This window comes from Nostoc sp. UIC 10890, from assembly GCF_054786515.1.
Genome location: NZ_JBSGKF010000001.1, coordinates 3,963,135 through 3,983,114, shown reverse-complemented (window position 1 = coordinate 3,983,114; position 19,980 = coordinate 3,963,135). Strand labels below are relative to the sequence as shown.

Genomic DNA, 19,980 nt, shown 5'->3' with positions numbered 1-19,980 from the left:
TTTAGGTTGAATGGAAAAACAAATCTCAAGTAGCGGATTAACTAAAGTCCAAGTACTGATTATGGCGATCGCAGCTGGTGTCTGTGTTGCTAATGTTTATTATAATCAGCCAATCCTCAAAGATATTGCATCATCTTTTCGAGTCACTGAAGGCGAAGCGGGTAGCATCTCTGTGCTGACGCAAGTTGGTTACGGTTTGGGGCTTTTCTTTTTAATCCCCTTGGGCGATAAAATCAACAAGAAAAAATTAATTCTTTGTTTACTGACATGTTTGTTCTGTTTGTTAATAGCCATGATGTTTTCACAAAACATCATCCAAGTTTGGATATTGAGCGTAGCAATTGGGATTGCAACAGTCTCCGCTCAGATTATTCTTCCTTTAGCGGCAAGTATAGATAGAGTAACCACAGGCCAAACCGTAGGCAACATTTTTACTGGTATATTGATTGGAGTTTTAGGAGCAAGGGTTTTTAGTGGATATATTGCTGAATGGTTGAGTTGGCGTTATGTATATGGATTTTCGGCAGTAATGATTTTAATTGTTATTGTGTTACTAAATATATATTTGCCTAATGTCAAAAATGAATTCGATGGTTATTATTTGGAATTATTAAGCTCAACACTTCACCAACTAAAGCGTTTTTCATTATTGAGAGAAGCGTCTTTAATTAGCGGGTTATTGTTTGGTGTTTTTTGCTCATTTTGGACAACGCTGACTTTCCATTTAAGTGGAGCGCCTTTTAATTTTCAATCTGACACAATCGGGATGTATGGCTTTGTAGCGATCGCAGGTGCATTGATGGCACCAGTTTTTGGTAAAATAGCTGATCAAGGTAACTCGCAACGTTCCTTGACAATTGCTGTATCGCTCGTCATTGCAAGTTTAGTAATTGCTAAAATTGCTTCTAATTCTGCATTAGCGATCGCGGTTGCTGTATTGTTAGTAGATGTGGGTGTACAGGCAGTCCAAGTCACCAATGTTGCAAGGATATACAGTCTTGATCCTCAATCAAATAGTCGCATCAATACAGTTTACATAACTATCTATTTTATTGGCGGTTCCGTAGGTACTAGTATTGGTCTATTATGTTGGAATCTTGGTGGCTGGAATTTGGTAACTTGGCAAATGTTATTTTTTACTTTGCTTGCATTTTTTGTTATCGTCAGACCTAAAATAACCACAGCAAGACAAAATTAAATAATAACAAAAAAGCGCGGCAAAAAAGTCAAATGAAGCTACTACAAACCTTTTTTAGTAGTAATACTATAATTATTCTCTATTGCCTGGTTTTTGCTGTACTGTAGTCCAGATTTTTCTCCATAAGATTTTATTTTTTGGAAATATGCACACTGATTATTTTCCGAAAAAAAATGTGAATAATTTCCCTTAAGATATCGCTTTGCACCAATAGCTAAATTGTCTCGTCATCAAAGCGATATCTAGAGAAAATCAGCTTATATTACGAAAAACTGGGGATTTCAGAGTTAGAATCTTTTGATATCGCAGTAGACAGCGATGGTGAAGTGTTTTGGCTTTTTGCAGACAGAATTGCTAGCAATTTAGGCAGTGCAAGGCAAGCAACAGTATTTAGCAGCGTCAGTAATATACCATCTATTAAACTCATGTGCGATCGTCCTTTTTTCAAAATTGGTGTTTACTATATTTTTAGTTTGAAGCAAAAATAGTACAATTTCTTCAAAGCAGTATTTGAATTTCTTTTATCGGTTATAAGCTAACTAAATATATTCTGATAATTTAAAGTTGATTAGTAAAATCTTTTTTTCTCTCTGTGTCACCCCAGTTGCTACAACGGGGAACCAGCTTACAGCACTGAACTCACCGCAACACACTGGCTTCTCTGTGGCTATACGGCGAATTAGTCATTAATTTAACCACAGAGATATAGAAAACACAGAGATAAGAGGTTATTGTTATCCATCTTGACAGGGCTAATCTTAAATATTATTTTCTTGACAACCTGAAATTAATTACTATAGTCTATTAATTTACACGTTTTTCAGTAGAACAAATAATAAGAAGCATGAGCAAGAGAGTTAGCATTTTGCTAGTAGCAGTATTGATTACAAATTCTACAGGAGTAAAGCCTTCCACGGCGACAGAAAAGAATCCTACTTTCCTTGTTAATAATATTAACTCTATAGCTTTGGCTCCAATTAAAATAGGACAAGCTATAGAACCTAGAGTTATAAAGCTTCGTCTAGCAGATTCTGGGGTTTCAGTAGGAAGTGTTTTGTCTTGGGGATTTGCTGGTTTGATTCAAAAAAGATCCACTGATTGGGTTCGTTTAGAAATAACTGATAATCAAGTAAAAGTAGTACATACAACAAGAACAACTAATTGGTTAACTCAGGTTTCTAAATGGTGGGATCATCCTGTTAGAAAAATTGCTTTTAAGCCAGATTCTTGTCAAGTAGATAACGTGTCAAATCAAGGTGGCTCAAATATAGAAAACCAACTAAGAGATATAAAAAAGTTATACGATTCTAAATTAATAACAGAGCAACAGTATCAAGAATTGCAGCGTAAAGTTATTAATCAAATAAATACAACACCAAATCAACCTCCCACTAGCAACTCTGAGTGTGTTTTATTGGGAGAAAATGCGATAGTACAACTGAAAGATATTAGTTTAGTGACTAAAGGAGAGTTTAAAATTGAATATTTAGAAGGTAATGAATGGAAATATGCAGCTTTTAGAGTACCAGAAAAAGAATATCGATAGTAGTCTGCGATCTAGAAATTTGCCTGCCGATAAATTGGTGTTTCGACTCGGAAGTTCGCCATGTGGGAAGATTATTAGAAGAAGCTCAATTGAAGCCACACCAAAGTCGGTACTGGCTGACTACCCCCTGGATAAAAAATTTGATGCAAAAGTTGAAAACATTACAGATTTGTATGAGTAGTTTCTCTTGGCAAACAGTCCATCAATTCGGAGAACACTTGGCACAGAAATCAGGACTGAATTTACAAAATTGACTACCTGTTACTGGGTAAGCTGTACAATAAGGAAAACTGGTAAGTTCGATTTTGGCTGTTTGTAATTGGGAACCATTCGGCAACGCTTCAGTAAGTTTGGTTTTCTCAGCCGAAAGGATAGCTAAAATTTTAGGTAATACTATGCAAGCAGCAATATTGAGCAACGTTAGCAGTATTGTGTCTATAAAATTCATAGGTAATCATCTCCTGTGAAAAATAGGCGTAGGCGTAGCCCGTCGTAGACATCGCTGTTCTTAGATGCAAACACAATCTATTGCATTCACTCTATGTAAATTAACTTTACCATAAACTTTTGTAAATATAAACGTGGAATTCCTGGAATTATCATACACAGAAGGGAATGTAAATAATAAGGATGAATATTGTAGCGTAATAACAAAATAAGTTGGAAAATAATCAGTTTACGATACTTAGGTAAGGTGTTATGTCAAAAACCCAAACCGCGTCTTCTTTTTTATCTAACATTAGTGAACGAGAACGCCAAGCATTAAAGCGGGTGGTAGATTACACAAATGTGGAATCGCTGCCAGAAATTTGGCCTTTGGCAGCTCAACAATTTGGTAATATTGTCGCCCTTCACAACCCTCATGCTAAACCAGAAGTAGTGATTACTTATACCCAGTTAGCAGAGCAAATGCGACTATTTGCTGCTGGGTTACAAGCGTTGGGAGTAAAAGTAGGCGATCGCATTTCCCTAATTGCTGACAACAGTCCTCGCTGGTTTATTGCCGATCAAGGCATAATGACTGCTGGCGGAGTTGATGCGGTGCGTAGCTCCCAAGCGGAAAAGGAAGAACTGCTGTTTATTATTGCGAATAGCGGCAGTACAGCGATCGTAGTTGAGGATTTAAAAACACTTAAAAAACTACAAGACCGCCTCAACGATTTACCAATTCAAGTAGTAATCTTACTTTCCGATGAAGCACCACCTACAGGCGAAACCCTAAAGGTAATAAACTTTTCTCAGTTGCTCGAAATTGGGTTAAATCATAATTTCGTGCCAGTCAAGCAAAATCGTGACGCCCTAGCAACTCTAATTTACACCTCTGGTACTACGGGTAAACCCAAGGGTGTAATGCTGTCTTATAACAACTTGATGCACCAAGTGATAACTTTTGGGACAGTATTGCAACCAAACGCGGGTGATATGGTTCTTAGTATCCTGCCTTCGTGGCATAGCTACGAACGGACTGTTGAATATTACCTACTTTCTCAAGGTTGCACGCAAGTTTATACTAACTTACGCTCCGTAAAAGGGGATTTGAGACAATTTAAACCCAACTACATGGTCGGTGTACCCCGCCTGTGGGAATCGATTTACGAAGGAGTGCAAAAGCAGTTCCGTGAACAACCAGCCAAAAAGCAACGCCTAATTAAATTTTTATTGGGCATGAGCGAAAAATATATTAGAGCGCGGCGAGTTGCTCAGGGATTGGATTTAAATAATCTTCATGCTTCAGGCATCGAACGATTAGCAGCTAGGATAATTGCAGCTGCTTTATTACCCCTCCATGCCTTGGGAGAACGACTGGTTTATGCCAAGGTGCGAGAAGCCACTGGAGGACGAGTTAAGCAGATGATTAGCGGCGGCGGTGCCCTTCCCAGACACATAGATAACTTCTTTGAAATTATTGGTGTGCAGATTTTGCAAGGCTACGGCTTGACAGAAACCTCTCCTGTTACCCATGTGCGGCGTCCTTGGCGAAATTTAATTGGTGCATCAGGACTACCACTCCCGGCTACAGAAGCTAAAATCGTCGATCCTGAGACAAAAGCGCCTTTGCCAATAGAAAAGCGAGGCTTGGTATTGTTGAAGGGGCCGCAGATTATGCAAGGCTATTACCAAAATCCGCAAGCGACGGCGAAAGCAATTGACGCTGAAGGTTGGTTTGATAGCGGCGATTTGGGTTGGCTGACACCACAAGATGACTTGGTGCTGACTGGCAGGGCAAAGGATACGATTGTATTGACTAACGGCGAAAACATCGAGCCACAGCCGATCGAAGATGCGTGTTTGCGATCGCCATACATCGATCAGATTATGCTCGTCGGCCAAGATCAGCGCAGCCTGGGAGCCTTAATTGTCCCCAATGTCGAAGCCTTAGAAAAATGGGCAGTCAGTCAGAATTTGATACTGGATACGCCCAATGATCAGGTAACTTCCTCAGATAGTCAAAAAATTGACTTCGAGAGTAGAATGATCCAGGATTTATTTCGCCAAGAATTGAATCGGGAAGTCCAAAATCGTCCAGGCTATCGACCGGATGACCGCATCGGGACATTCAAACTCATCCTGGAACCGTTTTCCATCGAAAATGGCTTGATGACACAAACACTGAAAGTTCGCCGACATGTCGTCACGGAACGCTATCGCGATATTATTGACGGCATGTTTGCCTGATGATTCCACCTGCTAACTGTAAAGAGTGAACGTGAAATATTTATGGATGTCTCCAAGTCTAATTTGCTTCTGAAACGCGTCGTTAACGTCAAAGTCATTGTGACTCCCCTCTGGAAAGAGGAAGTACAACAGCAGCTGCAAACGCAGATCAATCAACTTGATCAGCAACTACAACAGCTAGACGTTGAAGGACAAAGAGCGATCGCGGCAATTCAAAAGCAGAGTCTGCAACCACCAGGCCCCCAGACCCTCCAACAAATTGACAATATCCAACTCCAAGTCAATCAAAAGAAAAGTGAATTTCTAGAGCAGAAAAATCAATTGCTGCAAAACCTCCAGCAAGTACAGTTTCTCCAGCAAGATCAGGAAGTCAACCAATTCCAAATGGAAGGCTTTTTCCGGGTAGAAACCGGTGATAACCTGATTAGCAAAATGCAGGTCGAAATCGTTCTGCGCGATGGCGTTGTAGAAGAAATTCGCGGCGACATTTAAATTTGTCATTTGTCATTTGTCCGTTGTCATTTGTTTTGTGACCAATGACCAATGACTAATCACAGATGTGATTTAACTTTGTTTGGGAGCGGCTTCCAGCCCAACATTCTCTCTGGGAGCCAGCCCAAACAATTTGCCAGACTGGGGGTGAACTGATAAAAAGCGATCGCCCAAAGGTGGTCATCTCAACTCGATATTTAATACCAACTGAATCATCACCCTGTTTGATTTGTGTAATAGTCACTAAGGCCTGATTTCGTTGCGGATAAGCTACTTCTACCTTTCGTGTTCCTCCCACTGATGCTATGTCCTCAAAAGCGTTCAGGGCGAGGGTAGCAGGATCACTACCTTGGAGAGATGAGTTGATCTTTTCTAGAGGTATAGTTTTATAATCGGAACGGTCTAAATATGCCACAACTTCTTGAGACTGATGTATTGCTCCCACCTGCTGGGCTTGTTCGTTACTAGTCTCAACAATCGGTACAGATGCCTGGCGCTGGGTAATATAAACTCCAGCGCCAGCAGTGGCAAAGATACCAAGTATCACAATCAAAAAGAATTTTAACTTTGCCGACATATAAGTAAACAAGAATTTCAAATAGGTTTATTACCAATTTTGAATTCGAGATGGAACTTCACCTTATATCCTCTACTTGTGAAAAGCTCCTGTATCTTAAGCAGTGGTTATGAGGAATATAAATAGCAATCGCATGTGAACTGTGAGAAACTCGTGGTGGTTTTTGCAAGTCACGACTAAAACAACATCGAGATATTGGCCAACCATTGAGGATAGCTCTGTACTATAGACCTCTAAGCCATATTTAGGTTCCTTAGTCATTAGTCATTAGTTCCCAATGCCCAATGCCCCATGCCCAACCTAAAATATAAACAGTCCAAAACTCTCCCGCCAAGATACAATTCGATCTGATAAAAGCTGTTAAAGTCCATAAACCATTGATTCCCAAGCCACCCTATGAGCATTCACGAAGTATTTATGCCGGCTCTGAGTTCTACCATGACCGAAGGCAAAATCGTCTCCTGGGTGAAATCGCCAGGTGACAAAGTGGAGAAAGGCGAAACAGTGGTGGTTGTAGAGTCAGATAAGGCAGATATGGATGTAGAAACCTTCTATGAGGGATTTCTTGCCCATATCATAGTTGAAGCTGGTGAAACTGCCCCGGTAGGATCTGCGATCGCCTTCATCGCCGAAACGGAAGCTGAAATTGAACAGGCTAAATCTCTTGCCAATTCCGGCGGCGCAGCGGCTAGTGCTACCTCATCCCCTGAACCAATCCCCGTCACAGCCTCAGCTGCAACACCTGCCTTAGCCTCTCAAAACGGGTCTAACCACAAAGAAGGAAGGCTTGTAGCTTCACCCCGCGCCCGCAAGTTAGCCAAAGAACTCAAAGTTGATTTAACTACACTCCAAGGCAGTGGCCCCTACGGTCGCATTGTCGCCGAGGATGTAGAAGCATTGTCCAATAAGGGCAAGCAACCCGCCCCTGCCCCAGTTGCCCCACCCGCACCCGTACCAACCAGTGCCCCATCTGCACCCCCAGCAACTCGCACACCAGCACCCGCGCCAGTGGTAGCGGCTGTTCCTGGTCAAACCGTGCCTCTAACTACCTTCCAAAATGCCGTAGTGCGGAACATGGTAGCCACCATATCCGTGCCCGTTTTCCGTGTCGGTTATACAATTACCACCGATGGGTTAGACAAACTTTATAAACAAATTAAATCCAAAGGCGTAACAATGACAGCCCTACTGGCGAAAGCTGTAGCGGTAACGTTGCAAAAACATCCACTTTTGAATGCTAGCTACTCAGACCAGGGTATTGTTTATCATTCTGATATCAACATTTCAGTAGCAGTCGCTATGGATGATGGCGGATTAATTACACCTGTGCTGCAAAATGCAGATGCAGTGGATATTTATTCTCTATCGCGTACTTGGAAGTCTTTGGTAGAACGTGCGAGGGCAAAACAACTACAGCCTCAAGAATACAACAGTGGTACTTTTACCCTGTCTAACTTGGGAATGTTTGGTGTAGACAAGTTTGATGCAATTTTGCCACCTGGGCAAGGTTCAATTTTAGCGATCGGGGCATCCCGTCCGCAAGTGGTAGCAACACCCGACGGTTTATTTGGCGTGCGCCAACAAATGCAAGTCAATATTACTTCTGACCACCGGATTATTTACGGTGCCCATGCTGCGGCGTTCTTGCAAGATTTAGCGAAATTGATTGAGACAAATCCTCAATCTTTGACACTGTAGTTTTGAAAAGACACCCAATTTAAATGTTAGCGCTATCAGTGAACAGCAGTTTTCGTAGAGTAGCGCTAACAATAAATAATAGCTACACTTAAATTTTTTATGGACAAACTATGTAAAGGTGTGGCTATATCACGTCTCTACATTAGTTTCTCTCCAAAAGGAAGACAATCAGAACTAAGGCTAGTGATACGTCTATTAACTAGTCGGCTTGGTTCAATTAATTCTCAGTTAGAATCTCGGTTGCAAGAGTTGTCCTTGACTCAGTTAGAAGACTTAGGTGAAGTATTATTAGATTTTGCCAGTGAGGCTGATTTAATGAATTGGCTAAATACAATAGAGAGTTAGAGTTTGCTTTAAACCTTTCTACCAGTTACAAAAAAAGTCAGATTTTCGTACCAAGCTCCTTGCTCGTTTGCTTTTGCTTCAATTTTTTGACGATACTCTGCTTTTAATTCTGCCAATAAACTGTCAATAGTATATATCTTTCAACTTATTCCACAATTCAAGTGCAGGAATGTGACTCAGACCCGCAAATTGTGCATCGGCTGTTTCTATCACTATCCATTCTCCACTTTCTAATTGCCCGATATCAATTGCTATATAAGGAACACCAAGACGTTCCGAAGCTAGGATTGCCAACTTTAATACTTGCGTCCCTTTGCGTTTAAAAAAATAAAAAAGGTGGGCATTACCCACCCAACAAACTTATCCTTTCACACAAAGAACTTGCTTGAGTGTTGCTACAACCTCAACCAAATCAGCTTGATTTGCCATAACTTGTTCTATTGGTTTATAAGCACCAGGAATTTCATCTAACACACCCTCATCTTTGCGGCATTCTACACCATTTGTTTGCTCTATTAAATCATCAAGTGTGTAGACATTTTTTGCCTTATTTCTAGACATCAAACGCCCTGCACCGTGGGAACAAGAACAGAAGCTATGAGCATTACCTTTACCCTTAACGATGAAAGACTTTGCTCCCATCGAACCAGGAATAATCCCATAATCTTCAGTTTGGGCGCGGACTGCACCTTTACGAGTAACGTAAACATCCTCGTCAAAATGCACTTCTTTTTCGGCGTAATTGTGATGACAATTAACCTGCAATAAAGGTTTAGCTGCCTTCCCACCGACTAAATGCTTCTCAACTATGTGCTTAAAACGCGCCATCATCACATCGCGGTTGACACGCGCATAGTTTTGTGACCATTGCAAATCGTGCCAATATGCCTTGAATTCTGGCGTACCAGCGACAAAATGAGCCAAATCTGGGTCAGGCAATTTATTACCTGCCATTTTTGCTAATTCCCTAGCTGTGTGAATATGACACTGGGCGAGTTTATTGCCAATGTTACGCGAACCAGAATGCAGCATCAGCCAAACTTGATTCTCTGTATCGAGGCACACTTCAATAAAGTGATTTCCTCCACCGAGAGAACCCATCTGTTTCATTGCTTTACTTTGTAGGTCTTGCACGCCGCGATGCAAGTCTTTAAAATCTTCCCAGTGTTGCCAGTTGGTGACAGATTTTTCAATATCTTTATTTTCGTTGAATCCAGTCGGAATTGCTGCTTCAATATCCAGGCGAATTTTCTTCAGTTTACCTTCTAGTTGTTCGGCGGTAAATGATGTTTTGATAGCGCTCATTCCACAACCAATATCCACACCAACAGCTGCTGGTATAATCGCTTCTTTTGTTGCAATTACAGAACCTACTAAAGCACCTTTTCCTAAGTGAACATCTGGCATTAATGCCAGATGCTTAAATACAAATGGTAGCGATGCCACATTCTTTGCCATCTTGGTTTCTTCTGGCCCCAAGGAGTGATTTGCCCAAGATAATACGGGTGCTGGTGTGGTAATTTCTAACTTTTCGTAGGGCATAATTATTTCTATTTTGGATTTTGGATTTTGAATTTTAGATTTTCGATTGGGTCTATGTCACCAAAGAATTGGGTCTGAAGCCCTGTGCTTCACGCAATGCTTTAAAGTAATGATTCTGGAGTAATGAGTGGATGAAAAATGGGTATTTACTCATTACTTATTATTTATTACTCATTACTCCAGAATCACCGCGCCTTTAGGTCGGTGAGGATGTCACTGATAAGTATCGGTATGACTTATAACTTATTATCGATAGGACTAGTATTTGGTTTTTGAAATAAGTTCTGTGGGTTTGTTGTAAGGCATCGATTTCAAATTGACATACTACTAGTACCGCAAGGCGGAATTCGTAATGACGCTCCTGCGTCGCTAACGCTGCGCTAACGTAATTCGTAATTAATTGTTTGCAAGGGTTTCAGACATTTAAAATGGGTGGTTTATTTACGCCGTGCTGTACTAGTTAGTTGTAGCAATTTAAATGTTATATTGTCTTTCATTTTGTTCGCTCAATTTTCGTGAAGCTGAAGAACTAACTTTTAGAGAGTAGCTTCTTTGTATTATAAGTGTAACTAAAATAATTACAAGCGTCAAGCCGATACCACAGACAGAAAGCAGATGTTTCATAAATGTATTAAAATTTGTAAATAAAATTACTTTACTTAAGTAAACTTTTAAAGTTCTGACACAATATGGCAGTGCGTCAAGATACAATCTGGGAACGTTTTTTATCCCCTGTAGTGCGTCTTTTGATTGATGAAGACGGCTTACGGCGTTACGCTGATAGTATTGACTGGGAGAAAGAGAGCGATCGCTATCGACGAGATGATGTGATAATTCCGGCGTACTACAGTAGTCAAAATTTTCACGGTGTTACAGGTGGATATCTCAATTCCAGTGCAGCAGTTACTTACGATCCGATTACCCAATATGTTCTGCCACCGAATGAAAGTATTGTCCGTCAAGCTTTAGTTGATGCCGTCAAGGTGAAACCACGACGCATACTTGATTTAGGTTGCGGCACAGGTTCCACGACTTTAATGTTAAAACAGGCTTTCCCCCAAGCAGAAGTTATTGGTTTAGATTTATCACCCTATATGCTGGTAAGGGCAGAAGATAAAGCTAGAAATGCCGGTTTAGATATAGTCTGGCGACATGGAAATGCTGAAAAAACTGGTTTGAGGGATGCTTCTTTTGACTTAGTAACAGCTTCTTTGTTATTCCACGAAACACCAAACGCGGTGTCACTAGCAATTTTGCGGGAAAGCTTCCGGTTGCTGGTAACTGGAGGGCAAGTATTGATTCTAGATGGCAATCAGAAGACTCTGCGTCAGCTAGAATGGCTCAATGATGTTTTTGAGGAGCCATATATTCGTGAATATGCTGCTAGTAGTATAGATGCGAATATGGGTGCAGTCGGATTTGAAGCAGTGCGATCGCAGGATGTATGGTGGATAAATCAGGTAACTAGTGGCGTTAAACCAATCAAAACCGAAAATGTCCGTCATTATACTCCCACATCAGTAGATAATAAGGATTTGGAGGGACTTGGATCTCCAGCGTTTGGCATAATGGCATGAGTTTAAAGGCAGTTCTTTTTGATTTTAATGGTGTGATCATTAACGATGAGCCAATCCATCTGCAACTGATAGATGAGATTCTCATTGAAGAAAATCTCCAACCCCAAAAGGTGAGTGAGCGTCAAGCTTCTTTAGGACGTAGCGATCGCGCTTGTTTTCAGCAACTACTCGCGAATCGTGGTAGAGTCGCTAACGAAAGCTATTTAACTCAGTTGTTGTACCGCAAAGCCCAAGCCTATGTGGTGGAACTAGAGAAAATAGAGAAACTGCCTTTATATTCAGGTGTAGAAGACTTAATATTTCAAGTGCGATCGCGGAATCTGAAATTAGGTTTAGTCAGTGGTGCTATTCGCCAAGAAATAGAATTGGTACTTAATAGGGCTAAACTAGCCGAGCATTTTAAAATTATCGTCGCCGGTGATGACATCACCACCAGTAAACCAGAACCCGATGGCTATCTACTGGCAGTAAAACACCTAAATAAAGAATATCCGGAATTGAATCTTCAACCACACGAGTGTCTGGCAATTGAAGATACTCCAGCTGGTATCGAGGCGGCGAAGCGATCGCAAATGCAAGTTGTTGGTGTAGCAAATACTTATCCATTCCACATGCTCCAGCGCTGCTGTAACTGGACTGTTGATTATCTCAGCGATTTGGAACTGGAACGGGTGCAAAAGGTTTATTCCCAAAAAGAGCCTCAGCCATCGGTAACTGAGTGTTAGAATACTCTATGGTGATAGTGGATTGAGTTAAAGAGTGATATTACTCTTGACTTGATACCGATCAAGGGGAATTAGCTCAGTTGGTAGAGCGCTGCGATCGCACCGCAGAGGCCATCGGTTCAAATCCGTTATTCTCCATGTACATTCGCTAATTCAACAAACTTTGGGGGTTTGAGTCCCCAGCAAGATAGGCAGCACGTTTTGTGTCGGGGTTAAATCCCCGTTACAAAACATAATTGCGAATTGTTTTAAAGATATTCCCTTGTTCACACTTAATACGGTTCGGTTAATTTCCTAAAATATGGATCAAAAAATTAATTACTAGTTAATATTGAGGCAAGAAGGTCAGGACGAGACAGATGTGGGCAATGTCCAGAAGGTAGCTCAATGGCATCAACTCCTAAGCGCTTGCGTGCAGCGTAGCGCGACCATGTAGGAGATATTATGCGATCGTTCCTACAAACAATATATTTACGCTCAACATGCGGCAAAGCTTTTAAAGGATTCGTTTCAAATATATATGCCATAGATTGTTGCGGACGGCTTTTCGAGATTGCCCACTGTGTTACATCTGGTTGACAATCATGAAAGAAAAAATCCCTTAATACTGCTTCGTCTGAATAATCTTTGCCTACGGAAGCTGGTTCATACATATCAGGCTCATCATAGAACTGTTCGAGTTTACTTGGGTCTTTTGGCTGGTAATTGAATGATTTGAGCGTATCAGAATCAAGACGATGAGAAAATTGGTCGAGTGTACTGACTCCAGGATATGGAAGCAGCGCAGCCACAAACACTAGTTGACGCACTTTTACCGCTTCTGCAACCAAGGGAATTATAGTACCAGCCATTGAGTGACCGACTAGCACAATATCATCATCAGTTTTTGGATCAGTTTTTGGCAGCGCTTGAATTACTGCATTCGCAAGTTGGGACAAAGTAGCAGATGCATTTTCAATTGGCAAATCCATTGCTACGGTTTTGTGACCCTGTGTTTCTAAGTATGGAATTAGCAAATCCCAACACCAAGTGGCTTGGAAAGCACCGTGAACTAGACAAAATAGACTCATATCAATTGAATAATGGTAAGTTGGTAGACATAATTAAATATAAAATAAACTCCTAGTTTGTAGTGAGCGATTTATCGCTCAGAGCAAGGATTATCATGACTAAAGTCCTTACCCTTCGGGTTCGTTAGTCGCTCATGGGGGAAACCCCCAAGACCGCGCTAACTCACTACAAACTTTAAATTTATTTATGCCTAGATACTGAATGGTGAACGGGTTGTTTAACTTATCTTATTTTTTAGCAAATTTTAAAACTTGACCAGGCAAGTTACATTAGCACCTGTAATATATTCAAGCAGTAGTTAAAATAGGCTGAAAAGGTTGCAATAAAATACCTAAAAGTTTATCAACTTCTTTAATATAATACTCAGTCGAATCTATATAAACAGTCGTCCCTTCTAAAAATAAAAACTTCCAGTTCGTTCCACTAGTAACCGAGCCGTAAATTCGCCCAACTTCATTGCCTTGATTTTGATTGAACAGTTGCGCTGCAATCATTGCCGCTACACATTGACCCAGACCGCCGATAATATCTTCTTTTTTCGCTTCAAAAATAAACATTACCGGAGCAGAAAGAAATAATTGTTCTTGGGAATTGCTGATGATGTAATCACAAAAACCTTGCAAGCCTTGAGTTGCATCAACATTAAATTCATTTCCAGAGAACAGTGATATTTTATTATTTAATAATCGTCTGACTTCTGCGAGGATTGGTGCAATTAAAAACTCTGACCTGGCTTTTTCGGTTGAAATTGCAGTTGCTAAAGGAATGTAATCTATTAAAATCGTTCTGAGAGTTTCTGATGGTGTAATAGGTTTTGTATCAACAAATAAATTCTGAGTTTCATCGAGTGTTAAATCAAAACTCTTTTTCACCTTAGCGAGACTAAAATCGCTGTATGCCATCCTTCCACCTTGTGATTATTTATAGCAGTTATCGAATGGAAGCAACACCTTTGACCTCTCTCAAAACCTCTCTCCTAAAAGGAGAGAGGCTTTGAATCTTACTCCCCAACGCTAGCAGGGAAGGGGCTGGGGGTTAGGTCTTACTTAGCTTTATTTGCCAACTCTTTCGCTCTCGCCTGGGAATCAAACTTTAATTTATTATCCCACTGCTGTGCTTTGCCAAACTTTTCAACAGCGCCATTAATATCATCATTTCGCGCTAACTTCTCACCTTGGATGACTAATACTGTCGCCCCTTGCGCTAACCTAAATGGAGTTTGGCATGATTCCAACTCTTCTAACACTTCTGGATGGGCTATGAGGTAATTATTTAGCAACTTGCAACCACTAAGTAATAAATGCTCGAAATCTAAATCCCATAAAATTATTGTTTTGTCAGCACTAGCAGAAGCTAACTGTTGTCCATTAGGGCTGTAGGCGAGGCTATTGACCTCACTGCTATGACCAGTCAGGGTTTTCAGGAGTTGACCACTGCTGACATCCCAGATTTTGATCGTGTTGTCAGCACTAGCAGAAGCTAACTGTTGTCCATTGGGGCTGTAGGCGATGTTAAAGACCTCTTCGCTATGACCAGTCAGGGTTTTGAGGAGTTGCTCGCTGCTGACATCCCAGATTGTGATGGTGTAGTCCCTACTAGCAGAAGCTAACTGTTGTCCATTGGGGCTATACACAACGCTAAAGACCCCACTGCTATGACCAGTCAGGGTTTTGAGGAGTTGACCACTGTTGACATTCCAAATTTTGATCGTCTTGTCAAAACTAGCAGAAGCTAACTGTTGTCCATTGGGGCTGTAGGCGACGCTAAAGACCTCACTGCTATGACCAGTCAGAGTTTTGAGGAGTTGACCACTGCTGACATCCCAGATTTTGATCGTCTTGTCCCAACTAGCAGAAGCTAACTGTTGTCCATTGAGGCTGTAGGCAACCCTATTGACCCTATCCCTATGACTAGTGAGGGTTTTGAGGAGTCGACCACTGCTGACATCCCAGATTTTGATCGTCTTGTCAACACTAGCAGAAGCTAACTGTTGTCCATTGGGGCTGTACGCGACGCTAATAACCGAACTGCTATGACCAGTCAGGGTTTTGAGGAGTCGACCACTGCTGACATCCCAGATTTTAATCGTCTTGTCAACACTAGCAGAAGCTAACTGTTGTCCATTGGGGCTGTAGGCGATGCCAAAGACCCCACTGCTATGACCAGCCAGGGTTTTGGGGAATTGACCACTGCTGACATCCCAAATGTTGATGTTGTTGTCAACACTAGCAGAAGCTAACTGTTGTCCATTAGGGCTGTAGACCACGCTATAGACCACATCGCTATGACCAGTCAGGGTTTTGAGGAGTTTGCCACTGGTGACATCCCAGATGTTGATGTTGTTGTCAACACTAGCAGAAGCTAACTGTTGTCCATTAGGGCTGTAGACCACGCTATAGACCACATCGCTATGACCAGTAAGGGTTTTGAGGAGTTGACCACTGCTGACATCCCAGATTTTGATCGTCTTGTCCCTACTAGCAGAAGCTAATTGTTGTCCATTGGGGCTGTAGGCGACGCTAAAAACCCTATCACTATGACCAGCCAGGGTTTTGAGGAGTTGACCACTGCTAACATCCCAGATTTTGATCGTCTTGTCAACACTAGCAGAAGCTAACTGTTGTCCATTGGAACTGTAGGCGACGCTAATAACCGAACTGCTATGACCAGTCAGGGTTTTGAGGAGTTGACCACTGCTGACATCCCAGATTTTGATCGTCTTGTCCCTACTAGCAGAAGCTAACTGTTGTCCATTAGTGCTATAGGCGATGCTATAGACTCTATCGCTATGACCAGTCAGGGTTTTGAGGAGTTGACCACTGCTGACATCCCAGATTTTGATTGTCTTGTCATCACTTGCAGAAGCTAACTGTTGTCTATTGGGGCTGTAGGCGACGCTATAGACCCAACTGCTATGACCAGTCAAGGTTTTGAGGAGTTGACCACTGCTGACATTCCAGATTTTGATCGTCTTGTCATAACTAGCAGAAGCTAACTGTTGTCCATTGGGGCTGTAGGCGACGCTATTAACGCCTTTGCTATGACCTTCTAAAGTATTAACCTCGATCGCACGATTTTCTTTAGGCTCATTTGGCTTTAAATAAACCGCTTGCTGTAAAGTTGCCGAAGTTTGTATTCGGGTATCGCTTCTGTGCTGTGCCCAAATTGTATGCTTGAGTTTGTTACTTGCCCTTAATGCTGTTATTAGAGCATCTAGATGTTTTCCAGAGACAGCAAAGGCTTCAGAAGAATTATTGATGGCGTTAATTAGCTGAACATTTGCCTCTACTGTCCACTGGAATGTTAGCACTGCCAATCCAGCAAATCCTAAACCTGCGGAGATGGAACTAAAAAGGGCGCGTTTGAGAAAGTTATTCAGTTTCGCTTCACTCAGTTTTCTTTGTTCTCGTTCCTTTTCCAGTTCCGCCATTACCTGCTTTAACTTCGGTTCTTGTTGCTGACGGATAAAGGCGGCGATGTAGTCATGTACCAGTTGATAACGGTCGGCTGGGTTTTCTGGTAGCAAAACCACTAAGCCGGATTGGACAAAAATTTCTAAAATCAAATCTAATTTACTGATTTCAGAAGCTTGTTCCACTCTGGCTTCTGATCCTCCCGCTTGCGGCGATCGCCTTAAAAAGGGGGTTGAAAGACTAAAGCCCCCCTTTTTAAGGGGAGTTGGGGGGATCTCGGAGAAATACGGCATCAAATCGCGTTCCAACTCAGCGCGAGTCTTCAGAGGGCGAGTTCCTTTTTCATCAGTCAGCAAATACAGTAATATGTCTGCTGCTTGGTGATTTTCTTCACCGCAATCATTAACAACTTCATCCAAATAACGCTTAACTAATTCTCCCTTAGTGCCGCGTTGCTGATATTCTGCCAGAGTTGTAATATTCTCCGTTTGCAGTTGCGCCCCTACAACCTGCAACTCAATGGGACGAACTTCACCCAATTCTCCGGCTAAATCCAGCACCATTTGTTCAACTAAAGCAGGTTCCAAACGAAAGCTAGTATTTTCAGTTAAACGCTGAATAATTGACTTTGTATCAGCAGGTGAGAAGTTCCCCAACTTGTAAAGCACATTATTACTGAGAATGTCATTGCCAATAATCTTGAGACTGGACAAATCATTGCACTCTAGCAAGTAATGGATGTAATCTACCCGCAGCGATAAGATGACTTTCACTGATAGAACATTCAGACACTCTCCCAGAAACTCAAAGAATTGCTTTCTTTGGGCTGGTTCGGTGTAAACAAAGAAAAATTCCTCAAATTGATCAAAAATTAGCACTGTGCGGAGGTTGTGCTGTTCGTTTTCTTTGAGTTTGGATATCAAATATTGCGGAGTTCCGAGTTCAGAGGCTCGACGTTGACCTTCTGAGGGTGGAAGTTGACCTTCAGAGGCTCGACGTTGACCTTCTGAGGGTGGAAGTTGACCTTCTGAGGGTGGAAGTTGACCTTCTGAGGCTCGACGTTGACCTTCTGAGGCTCGACGTTGACCTTCTGAGGCTCGACGTTGACCTTCTGAGGGTGAAAGTTGACCTTCTGAGGGTGAAAGTTGACCTTCTGAGGGTGGAAGTTGACCTTCTGAGGGTGGAAGTTGACCTTCTAACTCTCTCTCATCTCCCTCATCTCTTCCCAAAAGCTTTCCCAACTCTTCCAACCAGTTGGTGTAAACGCGCATTACCACCGGCAAATAATCTTGAGTACCGATCGCTTTATTCTTTAAAGCTGGCACTAATCCCGCATTTACCAGGGAACTTTTGCCTACACCCGATTGCCCATGAATTACTATCAGCTTATAATCAGGGCGACCCATGCGTTCTATTAAACGTTCTACATCCAATAAGCGACCAGATGCAGCAATTTCTGGGGCGATATTTCCTTGGGGAGAGTTTGAGCGCAATGTCTCGACAAATGCCTGTTTTGTCGCTTCTAACCTACCCGCACCAATAAAAGCCCGCAAGCCAAATTGTTGTTCAATGGAACGCCACTGCTGTTTGATTTTGTATGCTTTAAGGTATTCTTTTTGCTCAAAATAAAGCTGCTGCAAAAACCTGAGAATATCCAAGTAAATCCTGATATCTTCTAGGGGATTACCCACATTGCTAGCAGTTTCTAAGCTGATAGTCGCCTCTTTGATTTGACCTAAATAATATTGAGAACGACCTAAGATAAACTGGTATAAGCTTAAATCTTTTGAGTTGAAACCTCTTTCGGAAATATCAGATAAACTCCCTGATATATTTGCTGATTCCAGATTGGGAATCGCAGAAAAAACTTTTAAGGCTTGCTGAACAAGCTGATTTGCTTTTAACCAGTTTTTTTGAGCCAAAGCCACCTCAGCTAAAAAACCGTAATCCTTGGCTAATTCCCTTGGCTGGTTGTTATTTTGATGGATTGTTAAAGCTTGTTCGGAAAGACTCTGCAAGGTTTCCCACTTTTGCAAGTCTCGCAAGATATCACCAAACTTAACTACTGAATTAGCAATTAAATCTGGACTTCTCAATCGGCTGATAAAATTTATATATTCTTGGACATAATGCCAAGTTGCTTGCCAATCTGGATGATTGATATCTTGATGTTTAAAAGCTTTGAGATAATAGCAAAAGCCAATTTCACCGAGGATTTTTACCTGATGTTCTAAATTCTGACTTTGCTGCCAGAGCTTATAAGCTTTCTGATAATGCTCTACAGCCGAATCTTTATGATTATTTATCTGTTTGACAAAACCGATTAAAGATTCTAAATTAGCTTGAATTTCTAAATTATAAATGTCTGGCTGATTAAGTAAATATCTTTGTGCCGCTTCTAATTCATTTTCTAGCTTAATATATACATCTACGCTAGATTTTAAGTTATTACTAAACCATTGATTAGCCGTTTCGATGATAAAATCTACTAATTCCTGTGTTGATATGACAAAGTCTCTCGTAGTTGCCCAACTTTCCAAATCTGGTGCAAGCTGGATTAGTTGCTTGTAGATTTCATCGTCAATCCATAACACTAAGGGAAAAGCAAAATTCTTGCGAAACTCTTCCCGCACCTGATTAGCAGAAGTTAACATCACAGACAAATTCTGCACTGATTCCAAACCCACAACCATCACACAGGCTGGCATTTCTGCGCCAAATTCTTCCTGAATCGCAGTATAAAGAGTTCTGTTAGATTGCTGCACCGCCAAGATACGAATTTCGACTTGGCAAATTTCCCGCAATTTAGAGATTAAGCGATCGCGCAAGCTAGCATAATTACACCGTGCCAAAATCAGCTTAAACTGTCCCACGGAGGATTCAATCGCCCAAGCTAATTGTTTCAGAGAGCGCTCGTTGTTTACATGGTCATCTTCTGGTGATTGCGAGTCTGCCATAAGTTGATGTGCTTTTCAGGTGCGAATTTTTACTATATGTTTTGACGTTGAGTCAACATATCCCGCCTTGCACTCAAGTACAAGGCTAATAGCTGAAGTCCACTAAAGTGGACTGGAAAGAATTATTAGTCCTCTTGAGAGGACTTTAGCTATTAGCCTCGGA

17 protein-coding genes and 1 tRNA gene are annotated in these 19,980 nt (G+C 41.5%); 9 read left to right on the top strand and 9 right to left on the bottom strand.

The features are described from left to right. Positions 1 to 10 precede the first annotated feature (10 nt). Positions 11 to 1,198: an MFS transporter gene (locus ACWATR_RS16225; RefSeq protein WP_460334312.1), complete on the top strand. Its 1,188-nt coding sequence runs from the start codon at positions 11 to 13 to the stop codon at positions 1,196 to 1,198. Between the two features lie 262 nt (positions 1,199 to 1,460). On the opposite strand, the gene ACWATR_RS16220 is transcribed toward ACWATR_RS16225, so the two are convergent. Continuing rightward, positions 1,461 to 1,625 (bottom strand): hypothetical protein, encoded by a 165-nt coding sequence (locus ACWATR_RS16220; protein ID WP_460334309.1) that lies wholly within the window; start codon positions 1,623 to 1,625, stop codon positions 1,461 to 1,463. Positions 1,626 to 2,063: 438 nt separating this feature from the next. Between ACWATR_RS16220 and ACWATR_RS16215 the strand changes: the two genes are divergently transcribed. After that, positions 2,064 to 2,744 carry a hypothetical protein gene (locus ACWATR_RS16215; RefSeq protein WP_460334306.1) on the top strand — a complete coding sequence of 227 codons (681 nt, stop codon included), beginning with the start codon at positions 2,064 to 2,066 and terminating at the stop codon, positions 2,742 to 2,744. 202 nt (positions 2,745 to 2,946) lie between these two features. Here the strand turns inward: ACWATR_RS16215 and ACWATR_RS16210 are convergent, their stop codons facing one another. Continuing rightward, complete coding sequence (locus ACWATR_RS16210) at positions 2,947 to 3,192, bottom strand: hypothetical protein (RefSeq protein WP_460334303.1); 246 nt, start codon at positions 3,190 to 3,192, stop codon at positions 2,947 to 2,949. Between the two features lie 251 nt (positions 3,193 to 3,443). Between ACWATR_RS16210 and ACWATR_RS16205 the strand changes: the two genes are divergently transcribed. After that, the gene (locus ACWATR_RS16205) at positions 3,444 to 5,420 is read left to right on the top strand and encodes an AMP-dependent synthetase/ligase (RefSeq protein ID WP_460334300.1); all 1,977 of its coding nucleotides are present in this window, start codon (positions 3,444 to 3,446) and stop codon (positions 5,418 to 5,420) included. 42 nt (positions 5,421 to 5,462) lie between these two features. After that, positions 5,463 to 5,912: a YlqD family protein gene (locus tag ACWATR_RS16200; RefSeq protein ID WP_069072569.1), complete on the top strand. Its 450-nt coding sequence runs from the start codon at positions 5,463 to 5,465 to the stop codon at positions 5,910 to 5,912. Between the two features lie 55 nt (positions 5,913 to 5,967). Here ACWATR_RS16200 and ACWATR_RS16195 read toward each other — a convergent pair whose 3' ends face one another. Then, complete coding sequence (locus tag ACWATR_RS16195; RefSeq protein ID WP_460334297.1) at positions 5,968 to 6,489, bottom strand: hypothetical protein; 522 nt, start codon at positions 6,487 to 6,489, stop codon at positions 5,968 to 5,970. A gap of 96 nt (positions 6,490 to 6,585) precedes the next feature. Continuing rightward, on the bottom strand, positions 6,586 to 6,750 hold the full coding sequence (locus tag ACWATR_RS16190) for a hypothetical protein (RefSeq protein ID WP_460334295.1): 165 nt from the start codon (positions 6,748 to 6,750) through the stop codon (positions 6,586 to 6,588). 135 nt (positions 6,751 to 6,885) lie between these two features. Here ACWATR_RS16190 and ACWATR_RS16185 point away from each other — a divergent pair, with 135 nt between their 5' ends. Beyond that, a complete protein-coding gene (locus ACWATR_RS16185) occupies positions 6,886 to 8,187 on the top strand; it encodes a dihydrolipoamide acetyltransferase family protein (RefSeq protein ID WP_460334292.1) in 1,302 nt (433 codons plus the stop codon). A 99-nt stretch (positions 8,188 to 8,286) separates the two neighbouring features. Continuing rightward, entirely contained in the window at positions 8,287 to 8,532 is a 246-nt protein-coding gene (locus ACWATR_RS16180; RefSeq protein ID WP_460334288.1) for a DUF4351 domain-containing protein, read from the top strand. Positions 8,533 to 8,655: 123 nt separating this feature from the next. Here ACWATR_RS16180 and ACWATR_RS16175 read toward each other — a convergent pair whose 3' ends face one another. Beyond that, positions 8,656 to 8,826 (bottom strand): ATP-grasp domain-containing protein, encoded by a 171-nt coding sequence (locus ACWATR_RS16175; RefSeq protein ID WP_460334285.1) that lies wholly within the window; start codon positions 8,824 to 8,826, stop codon positions 8,656 to 8,658. 66 nt (positions 8,827 to 8,892) lie between these two features. Continuing rightward, complete coding sequence (locus ACWATR_RS16170; RefSeq protein ID WP_460334278.1) at positions 8,893 to 10,074, bottom strand: RtcB family protein; 1,182 nt, start codon at positions 10,072 to 10,074, stop codon at positions 8,893 to 8,895. A 689-nt stretch (positions 10,075 to 10,763) separates the two neighbouring features. Between ACWATR_RS16170 and ACWATR_RS16165 the strand changes: the two genes are divergently transcribed. The 3 genes from ACWATR_RS16165 (at position 10,764) to ACWATR_RS16155 (ending at position 12,514) form a co-directional block, all read left to right on the top strand. After that, positions 10,764 to 11,651 (top strand): class I SAM-dependent methyltransferase, encoded by an 888-nt coding sequence (locus ACWATR_RS16165; RefSeq protein ID WP_460334275.1) that lies wholly within the window; start codon positions 10,764 to 10,766, stop codon positions 11,649 to 11,651. Further along, on the top strand, positions 11,648 to 12,376 hold the full coding sequence (locus tag ACWATR_RS16160) for an HAD family hydrolase (protein WP_460334272.1): 729 nt from the start codon (positions 11,648 to 11,650) through the stop codon (positions 12,374 to 12,376). The genes ACWATR_RS16165 and ACWATR_RS16160 overlap by 4 nt, the downstream gene beginning before the upstream one ends. Positions 12,377 to 12,441: 65 nt before the next feature. Next, positions 12,442 to 12,514, top strand: a tRNA-Ala gene (locus tag ACWATR_RS16155). 176 nt (positions 12,515 to 12,690) lie between these two features. Here the strand turns inward: ACWATR_RS16155 and ACWATR_RS16150 are convergent. The 3 genes from ACWATR_RS16150 to ACWATR_RS16140 form a co-directional block, all read right to left on the bottom strand. Then, the gene (locus ACWATR_RS16150) at positions 12,691 to 13,446 is read right to left on the bottom strand and encodes an alpha/beta fold hydrolase (protein WP_460334268.1); all 756 of its coding nucleotides are present in this window, start codon (positions 13,444 to 13,446) and stop codon (positions 12,691 to 12,693) included. 288 nt (positions 13,447 to 13,734) lie between these two features. Then, positions 13,735 to 14,349: a hypothetical protein gene (locus tag ACWATR_RS16145; protein ID WP_460334265.1), complete on the bottom strand. Its 615-nt coding sequence runs from the start codon at positions 14,347 to 14,349 to the stop codon at positions 13,735 to 13,737. 140 nt (positions 14,350 to 14,489) lie between these two features. Further along, on the bottom strand, positions 14,490 to 19,817 hold the full coding sequence (locus ACWATR_RS16140) for a WD40 repeat domain-containing protein (RefSeq protein ID WP_460334262.1): 5,328 nt from the start codon (positions 19,815 to 19,817) through the stop codon (positions 14,490 to 14,492). Positions 19,818 to 19,980: the final 163 nt, after the last annotated feature.

What these genes read in the sequence shown, in the direction of transcription:
- ACWATR_RS16225 (WP_460334312.1), top strand. Translation starts at nt 11, where the DNA reads ATGGAAAAACAAATCTCAAGTAGCGGATTAACTAAAGTCCAAGTACTG.
- ACWATR_RS16220 (WP_460334309.1), bottom strand. Translation starts at nt 1,625, where the DNA reads ATGAGTTTAATAGATGGTATATTACTGACGCTGCTAAATACTGTTGCT.
- ACWATR_RS16210 (WP_460334303.1), bottom strand. Translation starts at nt 3,192, where the DNA reads ATGAATTTTATAGACACAATACTGCTAACGTTGCTCAATATTGCTGCT.
- ACWATR_RS16205 (WP_460334300.1), top strand. Translation starts at nt 3,444, where the DNA reads ATGTCAAAAACCCAAACCGCGTCTTCTTTTTTATCTAACATTAGTGAA.
- ACWATR_RS16200 (WP_069072569.1), top strand. Translation starts at nt 5,463, where the DNA reads ATGGATGTCTCCAAGTCTAATTTGCTTCTGAAACGCGTCGTTAACGTC.
- ACWATR_RS16195 (WP_460334297.1), bottom strand. Translation starts at nt 6,489, where the DNA reads ATGTCGGCAAAGTTAAAATTCTTTTTGATTGTGATACTTGGTATCTTT.
- ACWATR_RS16190 (WP_460334295.1), bottom strand. Translation starts at nt 6,750, where the DNA reads ATGACTAAGGAACCTAAATATGGCTTAGAGGTCTATAGTACAGAGCTA.
- ACWATR_RS16185 (WP_460334292.1), top strand. Translation starts at nt 6,886, where the DNA reads ATGAGCATTCACGAAGTATTTATGCCGGCTCTGAGTTCTACCATGACC.
- ACWATR_RS16180 (WP_460334288.1), top strand. Translation starts at nt 8,287, where the DNA reads ATGGACAAACTATGTAAAGGTGTGGCTATATCACGTCTCTACATTAGT.
- ACWATR_RS16170 (WP_460334278.1), bottom strand. Translation starts at nt 10,074, where the DNA reads ATGCCCTACGAAAAGTTAGAAATTACCACACCAGCACCCGTATTATCT.
- ACWATR_RS16165 (WP_460334275.1), top strand. Translation starts at nt 10,764, where the DNA reads ATGGCAGTGCGTCAAGATACAATCTGGGAACGTTTTTTATCCCCTGTA.
- ACWATR_RS16160 (WP_460334272.1), top strand. Translation starts at nt 11,648, where the DNA reads ATGAGTTTAAAGGCAGTTCTTTTTGATTTTAATGGTGTGATCATTAAC.
- ACWATR_RS16150 (WP_460334268.1), bottom strand. Translation starts at nt 13,446, where the DNA reads ATGAGTCTATTTTGTCTAGTTCACGGTGCTTTCCAAGCCACTTGGTGT.
- ACWATR_RS16145 (WP_460334265.1), bottom strand. Translation starts at nt 14,349, where the DNA reads ATGGCATACAGCGATTTTAGTCTCGCTAAGGTGAAAAAGAGTTTTGAT.
- ACWATR_RS16140 (WP_460334262.1), bottom strand. Translation starts at nt 19,817, where the DNA reads ATGGCAGACTCGCAATCACCAGAAGATGACCATGTAAACAACGAGCGC.